The organism is Actinomadura sp. NBRC 104412 (assembly GCF_030269515.1).
Taxonomy (GTDB): domain Bacteria; phylum Actinomycetota; class Actinomycetes; order Streptosporangiales; family Streptosporangiaceae; genus Spirillospora.
Genome location: NZ_BSTM01000028.1, coordinates 25,435 through 43,642 on the forward strand (window position 1 = coordinate 25,435; position 18,208 = coordinate 43,642).

Consider the following 18,208-nt stretch of genomic DNA (forward strand, 5'->3'; position numbering starts at 1 on the left):
CGCCGCTGCCCCCAAGCCCCAAGCCCGTCCCCCTTATGGAGCCCGGAGCCCGTCCCCCCTTGTGGGTCGTGCTCCGGTTCTTATGGGTCGCGCTCTGGTTCGCCGCCGGCTTCTACGGGACGTCGGTACGCGGGCGGCGCGTGTTGCCCGACCCTGCCTGGGCACTCTGGCAGTCGGCGAGCACGCACGGACGATGTCCAGCCGTCTCAGCTCGGCCACGCCCTCGCCCGCCACCCGCCGCATCGCGTTGCGCTCGCGCACGTCCGCAGCCTTGGCGACGATGCGCCGTCGCCAACGTCGGCATCTGCCCGCTCGGCCCCACACCGCCCGGCACCTTCCTGGACGCGCTGGACGCGCTGGACGCGCTGGACGCGCTGGACGCGCTGGACGCGCTGGACGCGCTGGACGTCGACCTCGTCGGAATAAGCAACGCCGACAACGTCGCCCACCCGCACCTGCCGGACGGCGCCTCCATGATCGCCACCGGGTCGGTCGCGTGGCTGGTGCAGGGCGCCGTGAACAACCCGGCGACCGGACCAAGACCACCCACGCCGGAGTCCCCTACCACGTGAGCACGCGCGAAGGCGGGCGCAACTGCTCCTCTCCCCTCAGGACGGTGCGTACGAAGTTCAAGGGGCGTTGCGTACCGGATCGGTGGGGGAACCCGTAGTCTCGGAGGACGGATGTCCGATGCCGGGCGCAACGTCGGAGACGTGGTCCTGCTGAGGGCAAGGCCCTTCGGGGGCGGGACAGAAACGGAGCACACCGTGGAACCCGGTGGTCAGTTGAACTTCCAGGACCTGATGCGCCAGGCGCAGGAGCTTCTCACCGCTCAGCAGGAGCTCGCGGAGGCCGAGGTGACCGGCACGTCCGGCGGGGGACTCGTCACCGCGACGGTCAACGGCCAGGGCGAGGTGACGGGTCTGTCGATCGATCCAAAGGCCATCGATGCCGACGACCCGGCCGAGACCGCCGAAACGCTGGCCGACCTGGTTCTGGCCGCGATCCGCGATGCCGGACGCTCCGCCGAGGAACTTCAGCGGTCCCGGATGGGCCCGCTGGCCGCGGGGCTGGGCGGTGGGCTCCCCGGAATGCCCGGCCTCGGCGACATGCTGGGCGGAGGCGGTCCAGGTGGCGGAGGCGGCTTCCCGGGCCTTCCCGGGTTCCCCGGCCTCCAAGGAATGCCCGGAGCGCCCGCGGCCGGCGCCGGCTCAGATAAGGGCGATGAGGGCAAGTCCGACGACTCGGACGATTCCGATAACGGCGGCGGACGGGCAGGGAAGCCGGGTGGTTGAGTTCATAATGGCTTGATCGCCTCAGCGTCGACCTCGCCCTCGCGGCCCCGCACGCGGGACCCGGCTCCCACCAGGCGGCTCCCATCGGGAGACGCACGGCCACGAGACGCCGCCGGAAGACGCCGGTCGGGGACGGGTAGAGGCGGAATGGTGTTGCGGCGTGGATCTAGCCTGGTGCCGTCCCGGTGTGAACGCCGTACGGCCCGGTCCTGGCCTGAGGCACGGTGCGGGATCTAGCGTGAGACTTGGCCTCGGGCCCCGGTGTGAGAGCTCGTGAAAGGACGAACCGTTGTACGAAGGGGTCGTTCAGAACCTGATCGACGAACTGGGCAGGTTGCCCGGCGTCGGCCCCAAGAGCGCGCAGCGGATCGCCTTCCATCTCCTCGCCGCGGACCCGGCCGACGTCGAGCGTCTCGGGAAGGCGCTCAAGGAGGTCAAGGACAAGGTCCGCTTCTGCAAGACCTGCGGCAACGTCGCCGAGGAGGAGGAGTGCCGGATCTGCCGGGACGCCCGCCGCGACCCCCAGGTGATCTGTGTGGTCGAGGAGCCCAAGGACGTCGTCGCGATCGAGAAGACCCGCGAGTTCCGCGGGCGCTACCACGTGCTCGGCGGGGCGATCAGCCCCATTGAGGGCGTGGGGCCCGAGGATCTGCGCATCCGCGAGCTGATGCAGCGGCTCGCCGACGGGACGGTGACGGAGCTGATCCTCGCCACCGATCCCAATCTGGAGGGCGAGGCCACCGCGACCTATCTCGCCCGCCTCGTGAAATCCATGGGGCTCACCGTCACCCGCCTGGCCAGTGGTCTGCCGGTGGGTGGCGACCTGGAGTACGCCGACGAGGTGACGCTGGGCCGCGCATTCGAAGGACGGAGGCTGCTCGATGTCTGACTCCAACGCCAACAGCCCACAGGACTGGAACATCCTCGCCGAGCGCGTGGCCCGCCATGTGGAGAACTATCTGAGCGGACTGGAGGCGGTCGCGCGCGGCGAGGGCGGCCGGCACACCGTGCCGCTGCTGCTCCTGGAGGTGTCCCAGGTCATCTTGGCCGGGGCGCAGCTGGGCGCCAGCGCGGACGTGATCCTTCCCGACAACTGGGAGCCCGAGGTCGGCGAGGACCCCGACCTGGACGAGATCAGGCAGGGCTTGTCCGAACGGCTGGTGGCCGTGGACGAGTACACCGAGGTCTTCGACCCGTACAAGGACGGCGAGCCGACCCCGTACCGGCTTTCCGACGACCTGGTCGACGTCGCCAGCGACCTGGTGCACGGCCTGCGCCACTACCAGCACGGCCGTCCCTTGGAGGCGCTCTGGTGGTGGCAGTACTCCTACTTCAACCACTGGGGCAACCACGCGGGTGCCGCCCTCCGCGCCCTGCACGCGGTCATCGCCGGGGCACGGTTGGACGTCGCCGAGGAAGTCGCCGCCGTCCCGTAACACGATGAGGACGGGTCGTCTGGGCCTATGCCGTGGGCAGGTGGATCCAGGCGCCGGTCAGGCACGGGCGGATGGAGCGGGCCGATGACCGGGCCGATGACGCAGCCGTGGGCGTCCGTCTCCCGTCTCGGCGACCAAGCTGTCCGCCGAGTGAACGGGTCCACCTCAGCCTCCGTGGCCACTCCCAAGCCGTGCCACCCCCCAAGCCGTGCCAACCCCGAGCCCTTCCAATCCTGAGCCCTTCCAACACCGAGCCGTTCCAACCCCAAGCCGTTCCAACACCGGCACCACAGCCGACAGGATGTTGGCCCAGCCCCAGGCAGGCGTGTCCGGTCCACCTCCTGCGTACGCCTCGATCAGCAGCGTGGCTGCGGCAGCTCCACAGCGGGTTGTCGTTGCCCTACAGGGCAGTCCGCTATGCCTCCTGCGCCAGCCCACAAGTACTCGGCGGACGGCATCCCGCACACCGTGTGGAACGGCGCTCGCACGGGAGAAACCCCATCGGGCCGCGATCGCCACTAGCGGCGGCGGCCGATTCAGCCAGGTCACGGCGGCAACGAGCCCTCCGCCCGCTGCCGTAGTCCAGGCCGCCACCGTCAGGCCCTCGCCATGGACGAAGCGCACGGCGTAGGGAGTTACCTAGTCGTAACCCATACGGACCGGCTCGGTAGACTCAAGCGCGGTACGCCCGACCCCTAGTCTGAGGAGCGCCCACCCGTGGCCCTTGTCGTACAGAAGTACGGTGGCTCCTCCGTCGCCGATGCCGAGCGCATCAAGGCGGTCGCCCAGCGCATCGTCGCGAACAAGAAGGCGGGCCACGACGTGGTGGTCGTGGTCTCGGCCATGGGCGACACGACGGACGACCTGATCGATAAGGCCGAGCAGGTCAGCCCCCTTCCACCGGCCCGCGAGCTGGACATGCTGCTTACCGCCGGTGAGCGGATCTCGATGGCGCTGCTGGCCATGGCCATCGCGAACCTGGGCCACGAGGCCCGGTCGTTCACCGGCTCGCAGGCCGGAGTGATCACCGACGGGGCGCACGGCAAAGCCAAGATCATCGACGTGACGCCCGGCCGGATCCGCACCGCGCTGGACGAGGGCTCGATCTGCATCGTGGCCGGGTTCCAAGGCGTCTCCCAGGGCACCAAGGACATCACCACGCTGGGCCGCGGCGGTTCCGACACCACCGCGGTCGCGCTGGCCGCCGCGTTGGACGCCGACGTGTGCGAGATCTACACCGATGTGGACGGCGTGTTCACCGCCGACCCGCGGATCGTGCCGGCCGCGCGCCGCATCCCGCTGATCTCCTACGAGGAGATGCTGGAGATGGCGGCCAGCGGCGCCAAGATCCTGCATCTGCGCTGCGTCGAGTACGCGCGCCGCTACAACATTCCCATCCATGTGCGCTCGTCCTTCAGCCAGAAGGAGGGCACCTGGGTGGTCGACAGCAGCGACATCGAGGCCCGGAAGGACGGGGACATGGAACAGGCGATCATCTCCGGGGTCGCGCACGACCGCAGCGAGGCCAAGATCACGGTGGTCGGCGTGCCGGACAAGGTCGGCGAGGCCGCCTCGATCTTCACGGTGCTGTCCGAGGCCGAGATCAACATCGACATGATCGTCCAGAATGTCTCGGCGGCCTCGACCGGGCGCACCGACATCTCCTTCACGCTGCCCGCCAGCGACGGCCAGCGGGCGCTGACCGCGCTGAACAAGGTGAAGGACCGGGTCGGGTTCGAGTCGCTGCGCTACGACGACCGGATCGGTAAGGTCTCCCTCATCGGCGCCGGGATGCGGTCGCACCCGGGTGTCACCGCCACGTTCTTCTCGGCGATCGCCGACGCCGGTGTCAACATCGAGATGATCTCCACCTCGGAGATCCGGATCTCGGTGGTGGTGGCCCAGGACGACATCGACACCGCGGTCGCCGCGGCCCACCACGCGTTCGACCTCGACTCCGAGCAGGTCGAGGCCGTCGTCTACGGAGGCACCGGCCGCTGACCCCGCGTCCCCCGCGTCCCCCGCGTCCCCCCGTCCCTCAGGTCCCTCGCGCCCCTAACATCCCCCGCGTCCCTGGCCGACCCGGCCGACGACCGGCCACCGGCCAGGGATGCGTGGCCCCGCGGCGGCTCTGAACCGGCGCGCTTGACTCCGGCTGACCGCTTAAAGTGGCGTACGTGACCGAGACCAGGGCGGCCAAGTCGGAGCAGACGCGCGCGCTGATCGTGGAGACCGCGCTGCGGCTGTTCCGGGAGCGCGGGTACGAGGCGACGACCATGCGCGCCATCGCCAAGGAGGCAGGGGTCTCGGTCGGCAACGCCTACTACTACTTCGGCTCCAAGGAGGAGCTGATCCAGGCGTACTACGACGAGCTCCAGGAGGAGCACACCAAGGCTTGCCGGGCGGTCCTCGACTCCGAGCGCGACTTCGCGCCGCGGCTGCTCGGGGTGCTCAAAGCCCGTGTCGACACGATGGTGCCGTACCACGAGTTCGCCGGGAAGTTCTTCAAGTTCGCGGCGGAGCCGACCAGCCCGCTCAACCCGTTCAGCGCCGAGTCCGGCCCGGCCCGCGCCTCCGCCGTGGACATCTACCGGCAGGTCGTGAACGGCTCGACCCTGAAGATCGACCCGGACTTCCGCGAGGAGCTGCCCGAGCTGCTGTGGCTGTACTCGATGGGGATCGTCCTGTACTGGGTGCACGACAGCTCTCCGGGCTGCCGTAAGACCTACCTTCTGGTGGAACGCACGGTTCCGCTGGTCAACCGCATGGTGTCCATGTCCCGCCTGCCGGGCTTCAAGTCCGTCACCCGCGAACTGGTCTCCATCATCCGGGAGGTCCGCGCCTGACCATGGCGGGCGAGGCGGCGGGTTGCGTCTCGTGCGGTGGGACGGTCGCCCCGGACGGCCACTGCTGGGACTGCGGCGCGGACCAGCCCGCGTTCGGATCGCACCTGGAAGTCACCGTGGACGGCGGCGCCGCGGGCGTCACCGACTGCGGCAGGCACCGCAGGCTCAACGCCGACGCGATGGCGCTGGCCACGTCCGGCGCCTGGACGATCGGTGTCGTCTGCGACGGCGTCTCCATGTCACCCCGTGCCGAACGCGCGGCCCGGATCGCCGCCGACACCGGCGTGGCGGCACTGGCGGCGCTGCTCCGACCCGCCGCGAACGCGAACGCGAACGCAGCGAACGCGAACGCGGACGCAGACGCAGGAGCGCTCCCCGAAGCCGCGCTCAGCGCGAGGCCGCCCTCCGCGCCGGACGGGTCGTACAGGCGCTGGCCGGACCCGTTGGCCCCGCCCCCGCCTGCACCTATGTCTCCGCGATCGCCGGGCCCGAAGGCATCTGGGCCTGCTGGGTCGGCGACAGCCGCGCCTACTGGCTGCCGGACGTTCTCGACGAAGGACCCGGTTTCGCCCTCACCGACGACGACACGGGCGATCACGATGCCCTCACCGCATGGCTCGGAGCCGACGCTGACGACCCCGAACCGCACGTCCGCAGCTACCGTCCACCGTGGCCTGGACGGCTGCTGCTCTGCACGGACGGACTGTCGCGCTACCTTCCCGACGCCGGATCCCTCCAGACCGCGCTCAGCGAGGCCCGCCCGCCAGACGGCGACGACGACGCCCCCGGCCTCCTACGGGACGCCCGGACGCTGGTCGGCCGTGCCCTGGACGCGGGCGGACGGGACAACGTCACCGCGCTCCTCATCCCCGTCCGCCAAGCCGCACCCCGGCCGTGAACGGCGTCAGGCAAGGCCGAGGTGCTTGCGGGCGAAGGAGATCTCGGCCTCCATCTGCTTGATGCGTTCCTCCACGACCAGCGATCCGTGGCCGGCGTCGTACCGGTAGACGTCGTGGGGACGGCCCAGCTCGGCCAGCCGCTCCAGATAGTTGTCGATCTGCCGGATGGGGCAGCGCGGGTCGTTCTCCCCGGCCAGGATCAGCACGGGCGCCTTCACCCGTTCGACATAGGTGATCGGGGACGACTCCTTGTACCGCTCCGGCACGTCGTCGGGTGAGCCGCCGAACAGGGACCGGTCGAACGCCTGGAGCCCCTCCATCTCGTCCTCGTACGCGGCGACGTAGTCCGCGACGGGCACGGCGGCGACGGCGACCGTCCAGTCGTCGGGCTGCGTGCCGATGCCGAGCAGCGTGAGGAACCCTCCCCAGGACCCGCCTGTGAGGACCAGCCTGGCCGGGTCCGCCAGGCCGGAGGAGACGGCCCAGTCGCGGACGGCCTTGATGTCCTCCAGCTCGGTCAGCCCTACGCGTCCCTCGATCGCGTCGCGCCACTCCGAGCCGTAGCCGGTGGACCCCCGGTAGTTCACCCGGACGACGGCGAAGCCGTGGTCGACCCAGGCGGCCGTCGACGGGACGAACGAGTCCTGGTCCTGGGCGGTCGGCCCGCCGTGGATGTCGAACACCGTGGGGAACGGCGCGTCCCCCTCGGCCGGCCTGCTGATCAGCGCGTGGATACGGCCGCCCGGACCGTCCACCCAGGCGTCCTCCACCGGGACGGACGGCGGCGCGGCTGGCCCCGGCGGCGTCAGCACGACCTCGCCGGACGTGGACCGGATCACGGGCGGTTCGGCGGACGACGACCAGAAGAACTCGACCGTCCCGTCCGGGCGGGCCCCGGCCCCGCCGATCACTCCGCGGGGCGTGTCGATGCGGGACAGCTCGGCGCTGTCCAGGTCGTACCGGTAGAGCTCGTCGCGGGCCTCGTGGGAGTGCGACACCAGCAGCGCCGACCCGTCCGGGTACCAGTCGGCGCCGATCTCACCGGGCAGATCGAGCACGATCTCCTGCTCGGTGTTCTCGACCGGGTCCCAGATCAGCAGTTCCTCCTTGCCCCGGCGCTCGTGGTTGACCAGCAGCCGCGAGTCGCCGGAGACGGGTGAGAACCCGGCGCCGTACACGCCCTTGCCCGGCCCGTCCCACAGGTCGGCGACCGTCGTCCCGTCGGGACGGACGACGCGCAGGGCCATGTGGCGGCTGTCGCCGTGCTCGCTGTGCCCGATGGCGATGAGCGTCTCGTCCCGGGAGAGCGCCGCGACATGCGCGTCCTCCTCGTGCTCGTACAGCACCTCCGGCTCGGCGCCCGGACGGCACAGGTGGATGGACGTGCCGCCCTCGGTCGTGCGCCCGACGACCGCGAGCCCGCTGGAACCGACGGCCAGCCCGGACGGATAGGACGGCTCCAGCCCCGGCACCGCCGGAACGCTGCCGTCCTCGGCCGCCGCGTCCCCGTCCGAGGAGCGGCCTTCCTCGGAGTCCTCAGTGGTGGCGGGAAGGTCGAACGGGGTGCGGCGCCAGATGCCGAACTCGTCGCCGTCGGTGTCGGCGAACCACCAGATCCACTCGCCGGTCGGGTCGACGCCGCCCATCCAGGTGCCGTTCGGACGGTCGGTGACCTGCCGCCGCATGCCGGTCGTCCGGTCCCACGCGTAGATCTCCCAGGTGCCCGTGACGTTCGACCGGTACGTGCTGCGGTGCGGTGCGTCGTGGGCCCAGCCGGGCAGGCTCATCCGCGCGGCCCGGAACCGCGCCTTCCAGCGCTCGTCGTCGACCATGCCCTCAGTATGACCGGATCATGGTCACCCGGGTGCCCACATGCGATCCCCGAAACCCACGGGCACTCTTCCCGGGCGGGGATTCTGATCAGCCCCGTGGTGGGCTAATCTCAGCCGGTCGCTTCAACGCCCGCACGGGCTGGAAAGGTCGATCGTCCGATGCCCAAGATGCCGCGCCTTTTGCTGGCCGCGACCGTCCTGTTCTCCGCCGCGGGACTGACCGCGTGCTCCTCCGACCGCTGGTGCGAGCACGACGCCACCGACACCAGGGTCAGCGACAGCTACTGCGAGAGGAACACCCCCGGCTACGAGTGGGAGTCGGACGGCGGCTCGTCCAAGAAGCGCAAGAAGCGCAAGTAGCGCAGGGCGTCCAGGGGCCTCGTCCAGGGTCCTCGTCTAGGGGGACCTCCGCAAGGTCAGGGTCTTGCGTGGTCTGCGTCGGCGCGCGTTCTCCTTGGAACGTGGATCGTCCTCGGCGATCAGGTGCTTGAGCGAGCGCGGCACGATCACTTCCGGCCTGTCGGCGAAGGGGGAACGCATGTGCTGTCTCCTCTGCTGTCACATGCCCTGAATCGGATGATCCGGCGGACGGCCCGGATCGCCGGATCGCCGGACCCCTGGATCGGCGGATGGCGGGATCATCGAGGTCGCCGGGTCGCTGGAGCGGGTCAGGCGGCGGTGGCGTACTCCTGGAAGGCGCGGCTGACGGTGCGCAGCGCCCACCGCATGCGGATCGCGTACGCCTCGGGGTGGTCGCCGGCCTCCTGCGCGACGTAGGCGGCGCACCGGGTGCTGTCGCCGCCGCAGGCGCACAGGCTCTCGTCGATCGCCTTGCGGACCCGCTCGGGCGACGGCTCGTCCGACGGCTGCAACGGGGACGCGAAGAGGATCTGGGCCAGGTCGGAGGTGGTCATCGAGGTGAGGCTCAGCGTCGTCGCCATCGTGTGCCTTCTTCCATCGGAAGGGGGTCTCCCTTACCCCTGCTGCTAGTACTGACTCTGACGACCGGGCGAACTCATCGCTATCGGGGAAGTCCCCCATAATGCGCGGAGAAGCCCCCGAGTCCGGGTAGGGGTAACCCCACCTGCCCACCCCCCAACGGGCACCAGGCCCCGGCCCCGGATCCTCTGCGTACTGGCACATCCGCCTACCGCCCGACGCCATTCCCCATCGCCGCACGCGCAGGGATCATGAGTGTCAACGGCATGAGAGGCGGCCCCGAATGCCCCAGTTGATCCAGCTCACCGACTGTTCGGACGTCACCCCGGCACTACGCGACGGACTGGTCAAATGCTGGACGGAGGTGACGAACGGGAACGGCGCCAACGGCTTCGCGTTCCCTCCGGTCCACAAGAACGATGTCGCCCCCGTCCTGGACGCGCTCATCTCCCGGCTGCACCCCGACCGTGAACGCCTGCTGCTCGCCCTCTCCGGCGCCGCGCTCGTCGGTTGGGTGACCCTCAGCCGCGACCCCAACCCCCTGATCGCCCACTGGGGCAGCGTCAACCACCTCCAGACGTTGCCCTCCCATCGCAAGCGCGGTGTGGCCACGGCGTTGATGAACGACCTGCACCGCATAGCCCGGGACGAGATGCACCTGGAGCAACTTCACCTGGCGGCCCGTGGCGGGCTCGGCTTAGAGAACTTCTACAGTCGTCTGGGGTGGCGGGAGGTGGGCCGCTGGCCCAAGGCTCTCCGCCTCGCCCCAGGGGATACCGAGGACGAAGTCCTCATGGTCCTGTCTCCGCTCTGACCCCGGCATCGCCCGCCTCAGTGGGTGTTGATCCAACGGTTGATGCGGGCGAACGAGAGGTCGGCGGACGGATGCAGCGCCAGCGAGTGCCCGGTGTCGGGGACGGTGGCCCCCGTGAGGCTCGCGGCGGAGGTGTAGTAGGGCGCTTCGTTGGCGCGCACGTTCTCGTCCCGGCCGCAGTCGAGCAGCAGGCCGCACACGGCCGTGTCATGCTCGCCGACGATCGCTAGGACGTGCGCGCGGACCCTGTTGGTGTCGTTGAGCCCCGGCGGGACGGCCACCCTGGCGGCCGAGTCGCCGAGTTCGACCCCCGACAGGATGTCCTTGTGCGCCTCGTCGTAGGCGATGACGGCGGGGTCGGCGGCCGAGACGCGGTAGAACGAGGCCGACCGCGTGCCCGGACGGGTGGTCAGATAGCCGGTATCGATGGACCTGCGGCCGGCGAAGGACGGGTCGAGCATCGCGGGGTGGAACCTCGCGATGGTCAGCGGCGCGCCCGCGGCGATGGCCGGTGGGTGCAGCGCGCCGGTCAGCACGACACGGTCGACATCGCGGTGATCGGCGGCCTCCGAAATCGCGATCATTGAGCCGACGGAATGGCCGATCACCGTCGTCTGGGAGAAGTCCCGGCGGCGCAGCCATTGGACGATCTGGTGGAGGACATGGGCGTCGGCGGCCACGGTGAGCGCCGTGCTGGGCGGCCGGGAGCTGTCGCCGCTGCCCGGCCGATCATAGGCGAAGGCGGCGCGGCCCGCGCCGGTGGTCTTCCTCACGTAGGAATAGCGCCGTGGATTCTGGGGCCATTGCCAATAGGAGGAATCATATGTGCCGCCGTGAACGAGGACATCCACTCTCCGTACGCCACCGGCATAGGAGCGGGGGACGCATAGGGAGCCGGAGACGATGTGTTCCCGCGGCAGGCCCGGCCCAAGCCTCACCGGGAGCCGTACCCTCGAACACGAGCCCGCGGACGACGAGCCCCCGGACGACGAGGGGGCGGGTGTCGCGGGGGCGGGCACGGCGCAGAGGCTCAGCGAGGCCGCCGCCGTGGCCGCGATTCCGCGGGTGATCCTTTTCCCGGGAATGATCGTTTTTCGCATGGCGGCCTCCCGTCCGGAGAAAACCGGAACCCTAACACCACCGCCGATGATCTTTATGACGTCCGGCGAAGTCCGCGCACCTGCCCGGAATTCTCCTTCTCAGGCCAATCAGGTGGACCACACGTATTTTGTCGGCTGAGCCGACCCATGTGATAATCGATCATATCTTTGTCGTCATGAGCCGTTCCCGGTGCCGGCAAATCCCGATGGGCGATATCATTCGGGGGCGCCGGGGGCTGGAGAAGCGTGGCGACCGCGGCCACGCCGGGGGAAAGGGCGCGGAGGGGGCATGGCCGAAATCACCGGGCTGCGCTCGGGCGAGCACCTCGGCAACCTGCCGGCCGAAATATCCAGTTTTATCGGGCGCCGCGCAGAACTGGCGGAGATCGACAGGCTGCTGTCGGGCTCGCGGCTGGTGACCCTCACCGGTGTCGCCGGCGTCGGCAAGACCAGGACGGCGCTGCGGGCCGCGTCCGAGCTGCGGGCGGCGTTCCCGGACGGGGTGTGGCTCGCGGAACTGTCCGGCCTGGAGGACCCCGGGCTGCTCGCCTACGCGGTCGCCCACGCGCTGGGCCTGCGCGACCAGACGATGCGCCCGCCCCTCGACGTGCTGACCGGCTTCCTGTCCGGCCGGAGGGCGCTGCTGGTGCTGGACACCTGCGAGCACCTCCTCGACGCGTGCGCCCTGCTGGCCGAGGCGCTGCTGGCCGCCTGCCCGTGGCTGCGGATCCTGGCGACCAGCAGGCGGCCGCTGAACGTCGAGGGCGAGGCCCTGCTCACCATCCCTCCGCTGCCCGTGCCCGGGGCCGGCGCCGAGCCGGAGGACGACCTCGGCCAGGACTCGGTGGTCCTGTTCGTCGAACGCGCCGCCGCCGTCGACCACCGGTTCGCCCTCACGCCGTCCAACCGGGCGGCCGTCGCGCGGCTGTGCCGCCGCCTGGAGGGCATCCCGCTGGCGCTGGAGCTCGCCGCGGTCTGGGTCTCGGCGCTGCCGGTCGAGCGGATCGTGGACCGGCTGGACCGGCGGCTCCAACTCCTCGCCGCCGCCGACGGCGGCACGGCGCGGCGGCACGGCGCCCTGCGCACCGCGATCGGGTGGAGCCACGAGCTGTGCGCGCCCCTTGAACGGCTGCTCTGGGCACGGGTGTCGGTGTTCGCCGGCGCCTTCGACGAGGCCGCCGCGGCGGCGGTGTGCGCCGACGACCGGCTGCCGGCCCGTTCCGTCCCCGATCTTCTGGCCGCGCTGGCCGACAGGTCGATCCTGTCGCGCGAGGAGCGCGACACCGGGATCGCCTACCGGATGCTGGACACGCTCCGGGAGTACGGCACCGAGTGGTTGGAGTCCGCGGGCGAGCGGCGCCTCCTGCAACGCCGGCATCGCGACCACCACCTGGCGCTGGTCCGGCGGTACGAGGCCGAGTGGTGCGGGCCCCGCCAGCTTGAGTGGCACACGACGATGACGCGTGCGCACGCCGACCTGCGCGCCGCGCTGGAGTTCAGCCTGGGAGACCCGGACGAGCAGCAGGCCGGGCTCGACCTGGCGGGCGGCCTCCACCTGTTCTGGGCGTCGGGCGGCATGATTCGGGAAGGCAGGCACTATCTCGACCGGGCGCTCGCCCTGGACCTGCCTCCCGGCCCCGCGACGGCCAAGGCGCTGTGGACGTGCGCCAGGCTCGCCTGCACCCAGGGCGACCTCGCCGCCGCCGAAGAGCTCATCGAACGCTGCCGCCCGTACGCGGAACGAGGCGACCGGGTCGCCGCCGGGTACCTGGCCTACCTCACCGGCGGCATCGCCATGTTCCGCGGCGAGCACGACCGGGCGGCGGAGCTGCTGAGAGACGCCGTCGGCTTCCACCGCGACGGCGGCGACGCCGGCACCGGGCTGCTCCTCAGCCTGGCGGTGCAGGGCATGGTCCAGGTCATGCGGGGCGACTTCGACCAGGCGACCGCCCTGCTGGAGGAGAGCCGCGAGCTGTGCGACCGGTACGGGGACCGCTGGGCGCGCGCCTTCGCCGACTACATGCGCGGCCTCGCCGAGCTGGCCCGCGGCGACGTCGCCGCCGCGACCTGGTACGGGCGCGAGTCACTGCGGTTCCGGCCGCTGCTGCGCGACACCCTGGGCACCGCCCTGGCGCTGGACCTGCTCGCGTCCGCCGCCGTCGCGGACGAGCACGCCGGACCCGCACGCGCCGCCGTGCTGCTCGGTTTCGCCGATCGCGTGTGGCACACCTTCGGCCTGCCGCAGTTCGGCTCCGGAGACCTGGCCCGGCAACGGCGACGGTGCGAACGGCAGGCGCGCCTGGCCCTGGGCGACACCGGCTACGAGGCGGCCTTCCGCCAGGGACGCGCGATGGACCTGCTCGACGGGATCGCCTACGCGCTCGGGGAGGCCCCCTGTTGACCGGCGGTCCGCCCCGCACCGTGACCGGTGCAGTCCCCGTGCCCGGCTCGTCCACCGATCGGCTCGACCTCCTCCCCACACCCGCCGTTCAGCCGGAGTACGCGATGACCCGAAAGTACCTCCGTGACGTCCGGCGGCCCCCCGTGACCGGGCCGCCGGACGCGCCGGCTCCGGCGAGTCCAGGGGAGATCTTCCGGCGGTTCGCCGAGGCGGTCGTGCCCCGGCTCGCCGACTACGTCGCCGTGCACCTGTTCGACGACCCCGCCCGGGGGGCGGAAGCGTCCGAGCGGGGCGGCCGGTCGCTGTGGCGGGTCATCTCGCTGGACGCCACCGAGTCCCGGAGGTTCGGCCGCCTGCTGCCCGCTGGCCGTGGCGCAGGGGGCCGGTACGAACCGGCCGGCGGCGGCACCGTGCACATCCCCCGGGTGGACGGTCCGGCCGCCGACCGGCTCGCGGCCCAGTTCGACGCGCCCAGGCTGGCGCGTGCCCTGCTCGGACGGGCCCTGCTCGCGCTCCCGCTGGCCGCTCCTGACCGGGTGCTGGGCCACGCGCTGATCGTGTCCGAGCCGGAACGCCCGGCGTACCGCGACCGCGAGATCACGTTGCTGGAGGAGCTCGCCCACTGGGCCGCGGCGGAGGCGGACGGCGCGCTCCCGCACCGGGAAGGCGGCGGGTCGCTGGAGCACCGGCTGTGGCTGGAGTCGGGACCGGAGGTCCCGGCCCGCACGGCGGGGCTCGACCTGGCGTTCCGGTACGTCCCCGCGCAGACGCCCCCGAGCCTGCTCGGCGGCGACTGGCTCGACGTCATCCCCCTGCCCCGCGGCCGGACCGCGCTCGTGGTCGGGGACGTCGCCGGGCACGGCGTGGAGGCGGGCCTGCGGATGAGCCGGTGCAAGACCATGGTGCGCACGCTCGCGTCCCTCGACCTGTCACCGGACGACCTGCTGGGCCGTCTCGACCGGCTCGTGTGCGAGCTGGGCGAGCAGTACGACCGGGACGAGGAGTTCCTGGCCACGTGCGTGTACGCGGTCTACGATCCCGCCGCCCGCGAGTGCCGCGTCGCCAGCGCCGGCCATCCGCCGCCGGTGCTGATCAACCCGGACGGGCGGGGCGAGGCGCTCGCCGTGAGCCCGGGGCCGCCCATCGGATGCGGAGACGGCGGTTTCGTCACGTCCTCCTTCGCCACGGCCGACGGCAGCCTCCTGGTGCTCTACTCCGACGGCCTCCTGGAGAACCGGCACCGTGACTTCGACGAGGGCGTCCGTGCCCTGACCACCCGGCTCCTCGGCCCCCCTAAGGACCTGGAGCAGACGTGCGACGAGCTCATGGCCAGGTTCGCCGCCGCCGGGCACCAGGACGACGTCACCCTCTTCCTCACCCGCCTGACGGGCGTCCCGTCCGACATCCCCGCGTACACCGTGCGGCAGGCCGAGGAAGGCCCCTTCATCGGCCGTTCCGAAGAGCTGGACGAGGTCGCCGAACTGCTGGGAAGGTCCAGGCTGGTCAGCGTCACCGGAGCCCCCGGCATCGGCAAGACCCGGCTGGCCCTGCGCGCGGCGCACCTGCTGCGCGACGACTTCCCCGACGGGACGTGCCTGGTACGGCTGTCCGGCGTCCACGACCCCCGCCTGCTCGCCCGCGCCGTCGCCGAAGCGCTCGGCGTCGACGCCGAACGTGGCCGTTCCTGGGACGACACCGTTATCGCGCGCCTCTCCGGGCGGCGGATGCTCCTCATCGTCGACGGCTGCGAACACCTCGTCACGCCCTGCGCCGACCTTCTCAGGAGAGTCCTGGAAGCCGCGCCCGGCGTCCGCGTCCTGGCGACCGGCCGCCATCCGCTGCGCGTCCCAGGCGAACACCTCCTCGCACTGGCTCCGCTGGAACCGGACGAGGCCCTCGACCTGCTCCTCTCACGAAGCCCGCAGTCCGACCTCGACCGGGCCCGCGCCCTCTGCTCGCGCCTGGACCGCGTCCCCCTGGCGATCGTCCTGGCGGCCGAGCGGCTGCGCGACCTCTCCGTCGACGACCTGCTCGAACGCCTGCGCCGCCCGTTCGACGCCCTCGCCGGAGACCTGCGCGCCGCGATCGACCGGAGCCACGAGCTGTGCACGTCCACCGAACGGCTCCTGTGGGCGCGCCTGTCGGTGTTCGCCGGCGGCTTCGACCTGGCCGAAGCCGAGGAGATCTGCTCCGACGACGAGCTGCCCCGAGACGAGATCCTCAACGCCCTCGCCGGGCTGGTCCACAACTCGATCGTCATCCCGGACGGTGACTCCCGTGCCCAGCGCTTCCGCATGCTCGGCCTGCTCGCGGAGTACGGGCGCGAGCGACTCGACCGGCTTGGAGAAGGCACGTCCCTCCGCCGCCGGCATCGCGACGCGTACCGGCGGATCGTCCGGGCGGGCACGGACGGTTGGCTGGGGCCGGGCCAGGTAGAGCACTGCGCACTGCTGCGGCGCGAACACCCCAACCTCCGCGAGGCCCTGGAGTTCTCCTTCACCCACCCCGGCGAAGCGGAGGCCGGCCTGGACATCGCCACCGCCCTGTGGCCGCTGTGGATCGTCGGCGGATCCGTGACCGAGGGAAGAACCTGGCTCGGACGCGGCCTCTCCCTCGCCCCCGCCTCCAGCCCCCGACGCGCCGCGGCCCTGTGGCTGCACGCCTGGCTGGCCGCCGTCCAAGGCGACCGCGTGGCCGCACTGACCTCCGTCGAGGAATGCTGCGTCCTGTCCAGCCGAACCGGCGACACCCGCCAGATCACCACGTCCATCCAGATCTCCGCCGAAGCGGCCCTCCGCAGAGGAGACAGCGCGGTCGCCTTCCCCCTCTACCGCGAGGCCCTGGCACGCTTCCACGCCGACGCCGATTACCTCGGCGTCTGCACCAGCCTCTTCCAGTTCGCCCTCTGCCACGCCCTCCACGACACCCCCGACTACCTCCACCGAGCGGTCGACCTCTGCGACGAGGGAATCTGGACCTGCGAAGCCTTCGACGAACTCTGGTGCCGTTCGTGGTGCGAGTACACCTTGGCCCTCAGCTTCTGGAGACTGGACCAGCCCCACTCCGCCCAAGAAGCCGCCCTACGCAGCCTCGCCCTGAAACGACGACTCCAAGACCGCCCAGGCATCGCCCTGTGCCTGGAACTCCTCGCCTGGATAGCCGCCACCGAAGGCCGCCACGAACAAGCCGCCCGCTGGCTGGGCGCTGCCCACCCCATCACCCAGGAAACCGGCACCCACCTGGCCGGCTACCCCCAACTGGCCACCTTCCACGACCAAGCCAAAACCACCATCCAAACCGCCCTAGGCCCCGACCGCACAAGACACCTCATCCGAAGCCGCAACCGTCCCCCTGGACCAGCACCTGGATCCCCTACTCACCTTCCGAAAGCCCCCGCCCGGTAACCCCTCGGCCTGACCTCTACCGATGGCATCGCAAGCAGGCGTGGCAAACCCTGACGCGGCCCGCACGGCTTGGCCGGGTGAAGCTTCATGCGGCTCGGTGCGGCATCACCGTCTTGAGCGCCAGCTCGGCCCCGATCGGAAGCGCCCGCCTTGATCTGACGCCGGAGCTTCTGCCGCCCGGTGTGTCTGCTCAACGGCGGATCTGATGATCAAGGAGATGCGTTTGACGACGGAGACCGCCGACGGCACACGGCTCAAACGAACCCAGAGGTGTCGCGGGCGGGCGGAAGCGCTGACCGATGTTGCCGGGCGAGGCTTCCGGCGCAGTCGGCGTGGACGAGGAACAGCGACGGTCTTGGACGCCCGAGGGCGTGGGCGTCGGCGAGCAGGCTGGTCGGCGGCCGGTCCAAGTCGACGGCGTGCTGGTGGATGGTGATGCCGGTGCGCCGGACACGGTGGGCGGCGTGCGGGTTTTCGCGTAAATGAGGTGGCCGTCCGGGAGACGAAGGGCGGCGCGATAGGCGAGCATCTGGTACAGGTCGGCGTTCGGGGGAGCCCTCGCATCTTCCGGCTTTGTACTTGGCGTCGGCCACGGCGTGCGGCGGGCCGTCATCGGTGTAGTGGACGAGGTCGGGCACTATCCGGATCGCGTGGCCTTCGTCCAGGCGGTGGAGGCTGCGCGTAAGGCGACGGTAACGAAGTCCCCGAAGACGTTGCGCCATATCGAGCAGGAAGCCGCTGAACGGAGGTGTCTCCGGGCCCGTGCTCGACGGAGGCGCCGCGCGGGACGAGCTCGGCGAGACGCACCGCTGGCTGATACCGGACGTTCAACCGTGTAGGCCGCCACACCGGAGGCTCGCGGCCTCGTCCGATCGGGGTGACGTCGGCCAGCCGGACACGCAGCCTCAACAGGCTGCCACGCAGGTCCCGTGGCGGTCCGCAAGAGCCGGTTGTCGGCGACGTCCGTCGTGTACTCGTCGTGGACGATCTTGACGGCGGGGAATGCGCCGTGATTGCCGCCGAATCTGGTCGGCCTCTCGCAGCCGCCCGCGCATGACCAGGGACGTCTCCTTGGTGGTGCGATACCCCTGAAGAAGCCCTTGGCGGAGGAGCCGGCCCCGGTCGTGGTGCAGGTCTTCCCCGAGGATCTGATCGACCGGGACGGGGTCAGCGACGCTCCGCCCTCGACCGGAGGCGCCGCGCACTCACCCTCCAGGGCCTCGGGACGAGGACGTGGGAGCC

At 71.1% G+C, this 18,208-nt stretch carries 16 protein-coding genes and 1 pseudogene; 12 read left to right on the plus strand and 5 right to left on the minus strand.

Features of this window, described 5'->3' with window-relative positions:
* Positions 1 to 59 precede the first annotated feature (59 nt).
* The 6 genes and pseudogenes from QSK21_RS28135 to QSK21_RS28160 all read left to right on the plus strand — a co-directional run bounded on the left by QSK21_RS28135 (position 60) and on the right by QSK21_RS28160 (position 5,577).
* Positions 60 to 572: a hypothetical protein gene (locus QSK21_RS28135; RefSeq protein WP_285700289.1), complete on the plus strand. Its 513-nt coding sequence runs from the start codon at positions 60 to 62 to the stop codon at positions 570 to 572.
* Positions 573 to 785: 213 nt separating this feature from the next.
* Positions 786 to 1,163: pseudogene (locus QSK21_RS28140) on the plus strand (YbaB/EbfC family nucleoid-associated protein); the annotation flags it as partial.
* Between the two features lie 421 nt (positions 1,164 to 1,584).
* Complete coding sequence (gene recR, locus QSK21_RS28145) at positions 1,585 to 2,184, plus strand: recombination mediator RecR (RefSeq protein WP_285700291.1); 600 nt, start codon at positions 1,585 to 1,587, stop codon at positions 2,182 to 2,184.
* Complete coding sequence (locus QSK21_RS28150; RefSeq protein ID WP_285700293.1) at positions 2,177 to 2,731, plus strand: DUF5063 domain-containing protein; 555 nt, start codon at positions 2,177 to 2,179, stop codon at positions 2,729 to 2,731. The genes recR and QSK21_RS28150 overlap by 8 nt, the downstream gene beginning before the upstream one ends.
* Before the next feature lie 717 nt (positions 2,732 to 3,448).
* On the plus strand, positions 3,449 to 4,732 hold the full coding sequence (locus QSK21_RS28155) for an aspartate kinase (protein ID WP_285700295.1): 1,284 nt from the start codon (positions 3,449 to 3,451) through the stop codon (positions 4,730 to 4,732).
* A 176-nt stretch (positions 4,733 to 4,908) separates the two neighbouring features.
* Positions 4,909 to 5,577: a TetR/AcrR family transcriptional regulator gene (locus QSK21_RS28160; protein WP_285700296.1), complete on the plus strand. Its 669-nt coding sequence runs from the start codon at positions 4,909 to 4,911 to the stop codon at positions 5,575 to 5,577.
* Here the strand turns inward: QSK21_RS28160 and QSK21_RS28165 are convergent.
* Positions 5,555 to 5,815 carry a hypothetical protein gene (locus QSK21_RS28165; RefSeq protein WP_285700382.1) on the minus strand — a complete coding sequence of 87 codons (261 nt, stop codon included), beginning with the start codon at positions 5,813 to 5,815 and terminating at the stop codon, positions 5,555 to 5,557. The two genes, QSK21_RS28160 and QSK21_RS28165, sit on opposite strands and share 23 nt — an antisense overlap.
* Before the next feature lie 258 nt (positions 5,816 to 6,073).
* On the opposite strand from QSK21_RS28165, the gene QSK21_RS28170 reads away from it, so the two are divergent.
* Positions 6,074 to 6,475: a PP2C family protein-serine/threonine phosphatase gene (locus QSK21_RS28170; RefSeq protein WP_285700373.1), complete on the plus strand. Its 402-nt coding sequence runs from the start codon at positions 6,074 to 6,076 to the stop codon at positions 6,473 to 6,475.
* Between the two features lie 6 nt (positions 6,476 to 6,481).
* On the opposite strand, the gene QSK21_RS28175 is transcribed toward QSK21_RS28170, so the two are convergent.
* Positions 6,482 to 8,308 carry a S9 family peptidase gene (locus tag QSK21_RS28175; RefSeq protein WP_285700298.1) on the minus strand — a complete coding sequence of 609 codons (1,827 nt, stop codon included), beginning with the start codon at positions 8,306 to 8,308 and terminating at the stop codon, positions 6,482 to 6,484.
* Positions 8,309 to 8,476: 168 nt separating this feature from the next.
* On the opposite strand from QSK21_RS28175, the gene QSK21_RS28180 reads away from it, so the two are divergent.
* The gene (locus QSK21_RS28180; RefSeq protein ID WP_285700299.1) at positions 8,477 to 8,668 is read left to right on the plus strand and encodes a hypothetical protein; all 192 of its coding nucleotides are present in this window, start codon (positions 8,477 to 8,479) and stop codon (positions 8,666 to 8,668) included.
* Positions 8,669 to 8,704: 36 nt separating this feature from the next.
* On the opposite strand, the gene QSK21_RS28185 is transcribed toward QSK21_RS28180, so the two are convergent.
* Entirely contained in the window at positions 8,705 to 8,848 is a 144-nt protein-coding gene (locus tag QSK21_RS28185; protein WP_285700300.1) for a hypothetical protein, read from the minus strand.
* A gap of 128 nt (positions 8,849 to 8,976) precedes the next feature.
* Complete coding sequence (locus tag QSK21_RS28190) at positions 8,977 to 9,249, minus strand: hypothetical protein (RefSeq protein ID WP_285700301.1); 273 nt, start codon at positions 9,247 to 9,249, stop codon at positions 8,977 to 8,979.
* Between the two features lie 281 nt (positions 9,250 to 9,530).
* Here QSK21_RS28190 and QSK21_RS28195 point away from each other — a divergent pair, with 281 nt between their 5' ends.
* Positions 9,531 to 10,061: a GNAT family N-acetyltransferase gene (locus QSK21_RS28195; protein ID WP_285700302.1), complete on the plus strand. Its 531-nt coding sequence runs from the start codon at positions 9,531 to 9,533 to the stop codon at positions 10,059 to 10,061.
* Positions 10,062 to 10,078: 17 nt separating this feature from the next.
* On the opposite strand, the gene QSK21_RS28200 is transcribed toward QSK21_RS28195, so the two are convergent.
* The gene (locus tag QSK21_RS28200) at positions 10,079 to 11,161 is read right to left on the minus strand and encodes an alpha/beta hydrolase (RefSeq protein WP_285700303.1); all 1,083 of its coding nucleotides are present in this window, start codon (positions 11,159 to 11,161) and stop codon (positions 10,079 to 10,081) included.
* Here QSK21_RS28200 and QSK21_RS28205 point away from each other — a divergent pair.
* The 3 genes from QSK21_RS28205 (at position 11,109) to QSK21_RS28215 (ending at position 16,966) form a co-directional block, all read left to right on the plus strand.
* A complete protein-coding gene (locus tag QSK21_RS28205; RefSeq protein WP_285700384.1) occupies positions 11,109 to 11,300 on the plus strand; it encodes a hypothetical protein in 192 nt (63 codons plus the stop codon). The genes QSK21_RS28200 and QSK21_RS28205 overlap by 53 nt on opposite strands.
* A 150-nt stretch (positions 11,301 to 11,450) precedes the next feature.
* Positions 11,451 to 13,562 carry an ATP-binding protein gene (locus QSK21_RS28210; protein ID WP_285700305.1) on the plus strand — a complete coding sequence of 704 codons (2,112 nt, stop codon included), beginning with the start codon at positions 11,451 to 11,453 and terminating at the stop codon, positions 13,560 to 13,562.
* Between the two features lie 20 nt (positions 13,563 to 13,582).
* Positions 13,583 to 16,966 carry a SpoIIE family protein phosphatase gene (locus tag QSK21_RS28215; RefSeq protein ID WP_285700306.1) on the plus strand — a complete coding sequence of 1,128 codons (3,384 nt, stop codon included), beginning with the start codon at positions 13,583 to 13,585 and terminating at the stop codon, positions 16,964 to 16,966.
* Positions 16,967 to 18,208 lie beyond the last annotated feature (1,242 nt).

What these genes read in the sequence shown, in the direction of transcription:
- QSK21_RS28150 (WP_285700293.1), top strand. Translation starts at nt 2,177, where the DNA reads ATGTCTGACTCCAACGCCAACAGCCCACAGGACTGGAACATCCTCGCC.
- QSK21_RS28165 (WP_285700382.1), bottom strand. Translation starts at nt 5,815, where the DNA reads ATGGAGACGCCGTCGCAGACGACACCGATCGTCCAGGCGCCGGACGTG.
- QSK21_RS28175 (WP_285700298.1), bottom strand. Translation starts at nt 8,308, where the DNA reads ATGGTCGACGACGAGCGCTGGAAGGCGCGGTTCCGGGCCGCGCGGATG.
- QSK21_RS28180 (WP_285700299.1), top strand. Translation starts at nt 8,477, where the DNA reads ATGCCGCGCCTTTTGCTGGCCGCGACCGTCCTGTTCTCCGCCGCGGGA.
- QSK21_RS28185 (WP_285700300.1), bottom strand. Translation starts at nt 8,848, where the DNA reads ATGCGTTCCCCCTTCGCCGACAGGCCGGAAGTGATCGTGCCGCGCTCG.
- QSK21_RS28190 (WP_285700301.1), bottom strand. Translation starts at nt 9,249, where the DNA reads ATGGCGACGACGCTGAGCCTCACCTCGATGACCACCTCCGACCTGGCC.
- QSK21_RS28195 (WP_285700302.1), top strand. Translation starts at nt 9,531, where the DNA reads ATGCCCCAGTTGATCCAGCTCACCGACTGTTCGGACGTCACCCCGGCA.
- QSK21_RS28200 (WP_285700303.1), bottom strand. Translation starts at nt 11,161, where the DNA reads ATGCGAAAAACGATCATTCCCGGGAAAAGGATCACCCGCGGAATCGCG.
- QSK21_RS28210 (WP_285700305.1), top strand. Translation starts at nt 11,451, where the DNA reads ATGGCCGAAATCACCGGGCTGCGCTCGGGCGAGCACCTCGGCAACCTG.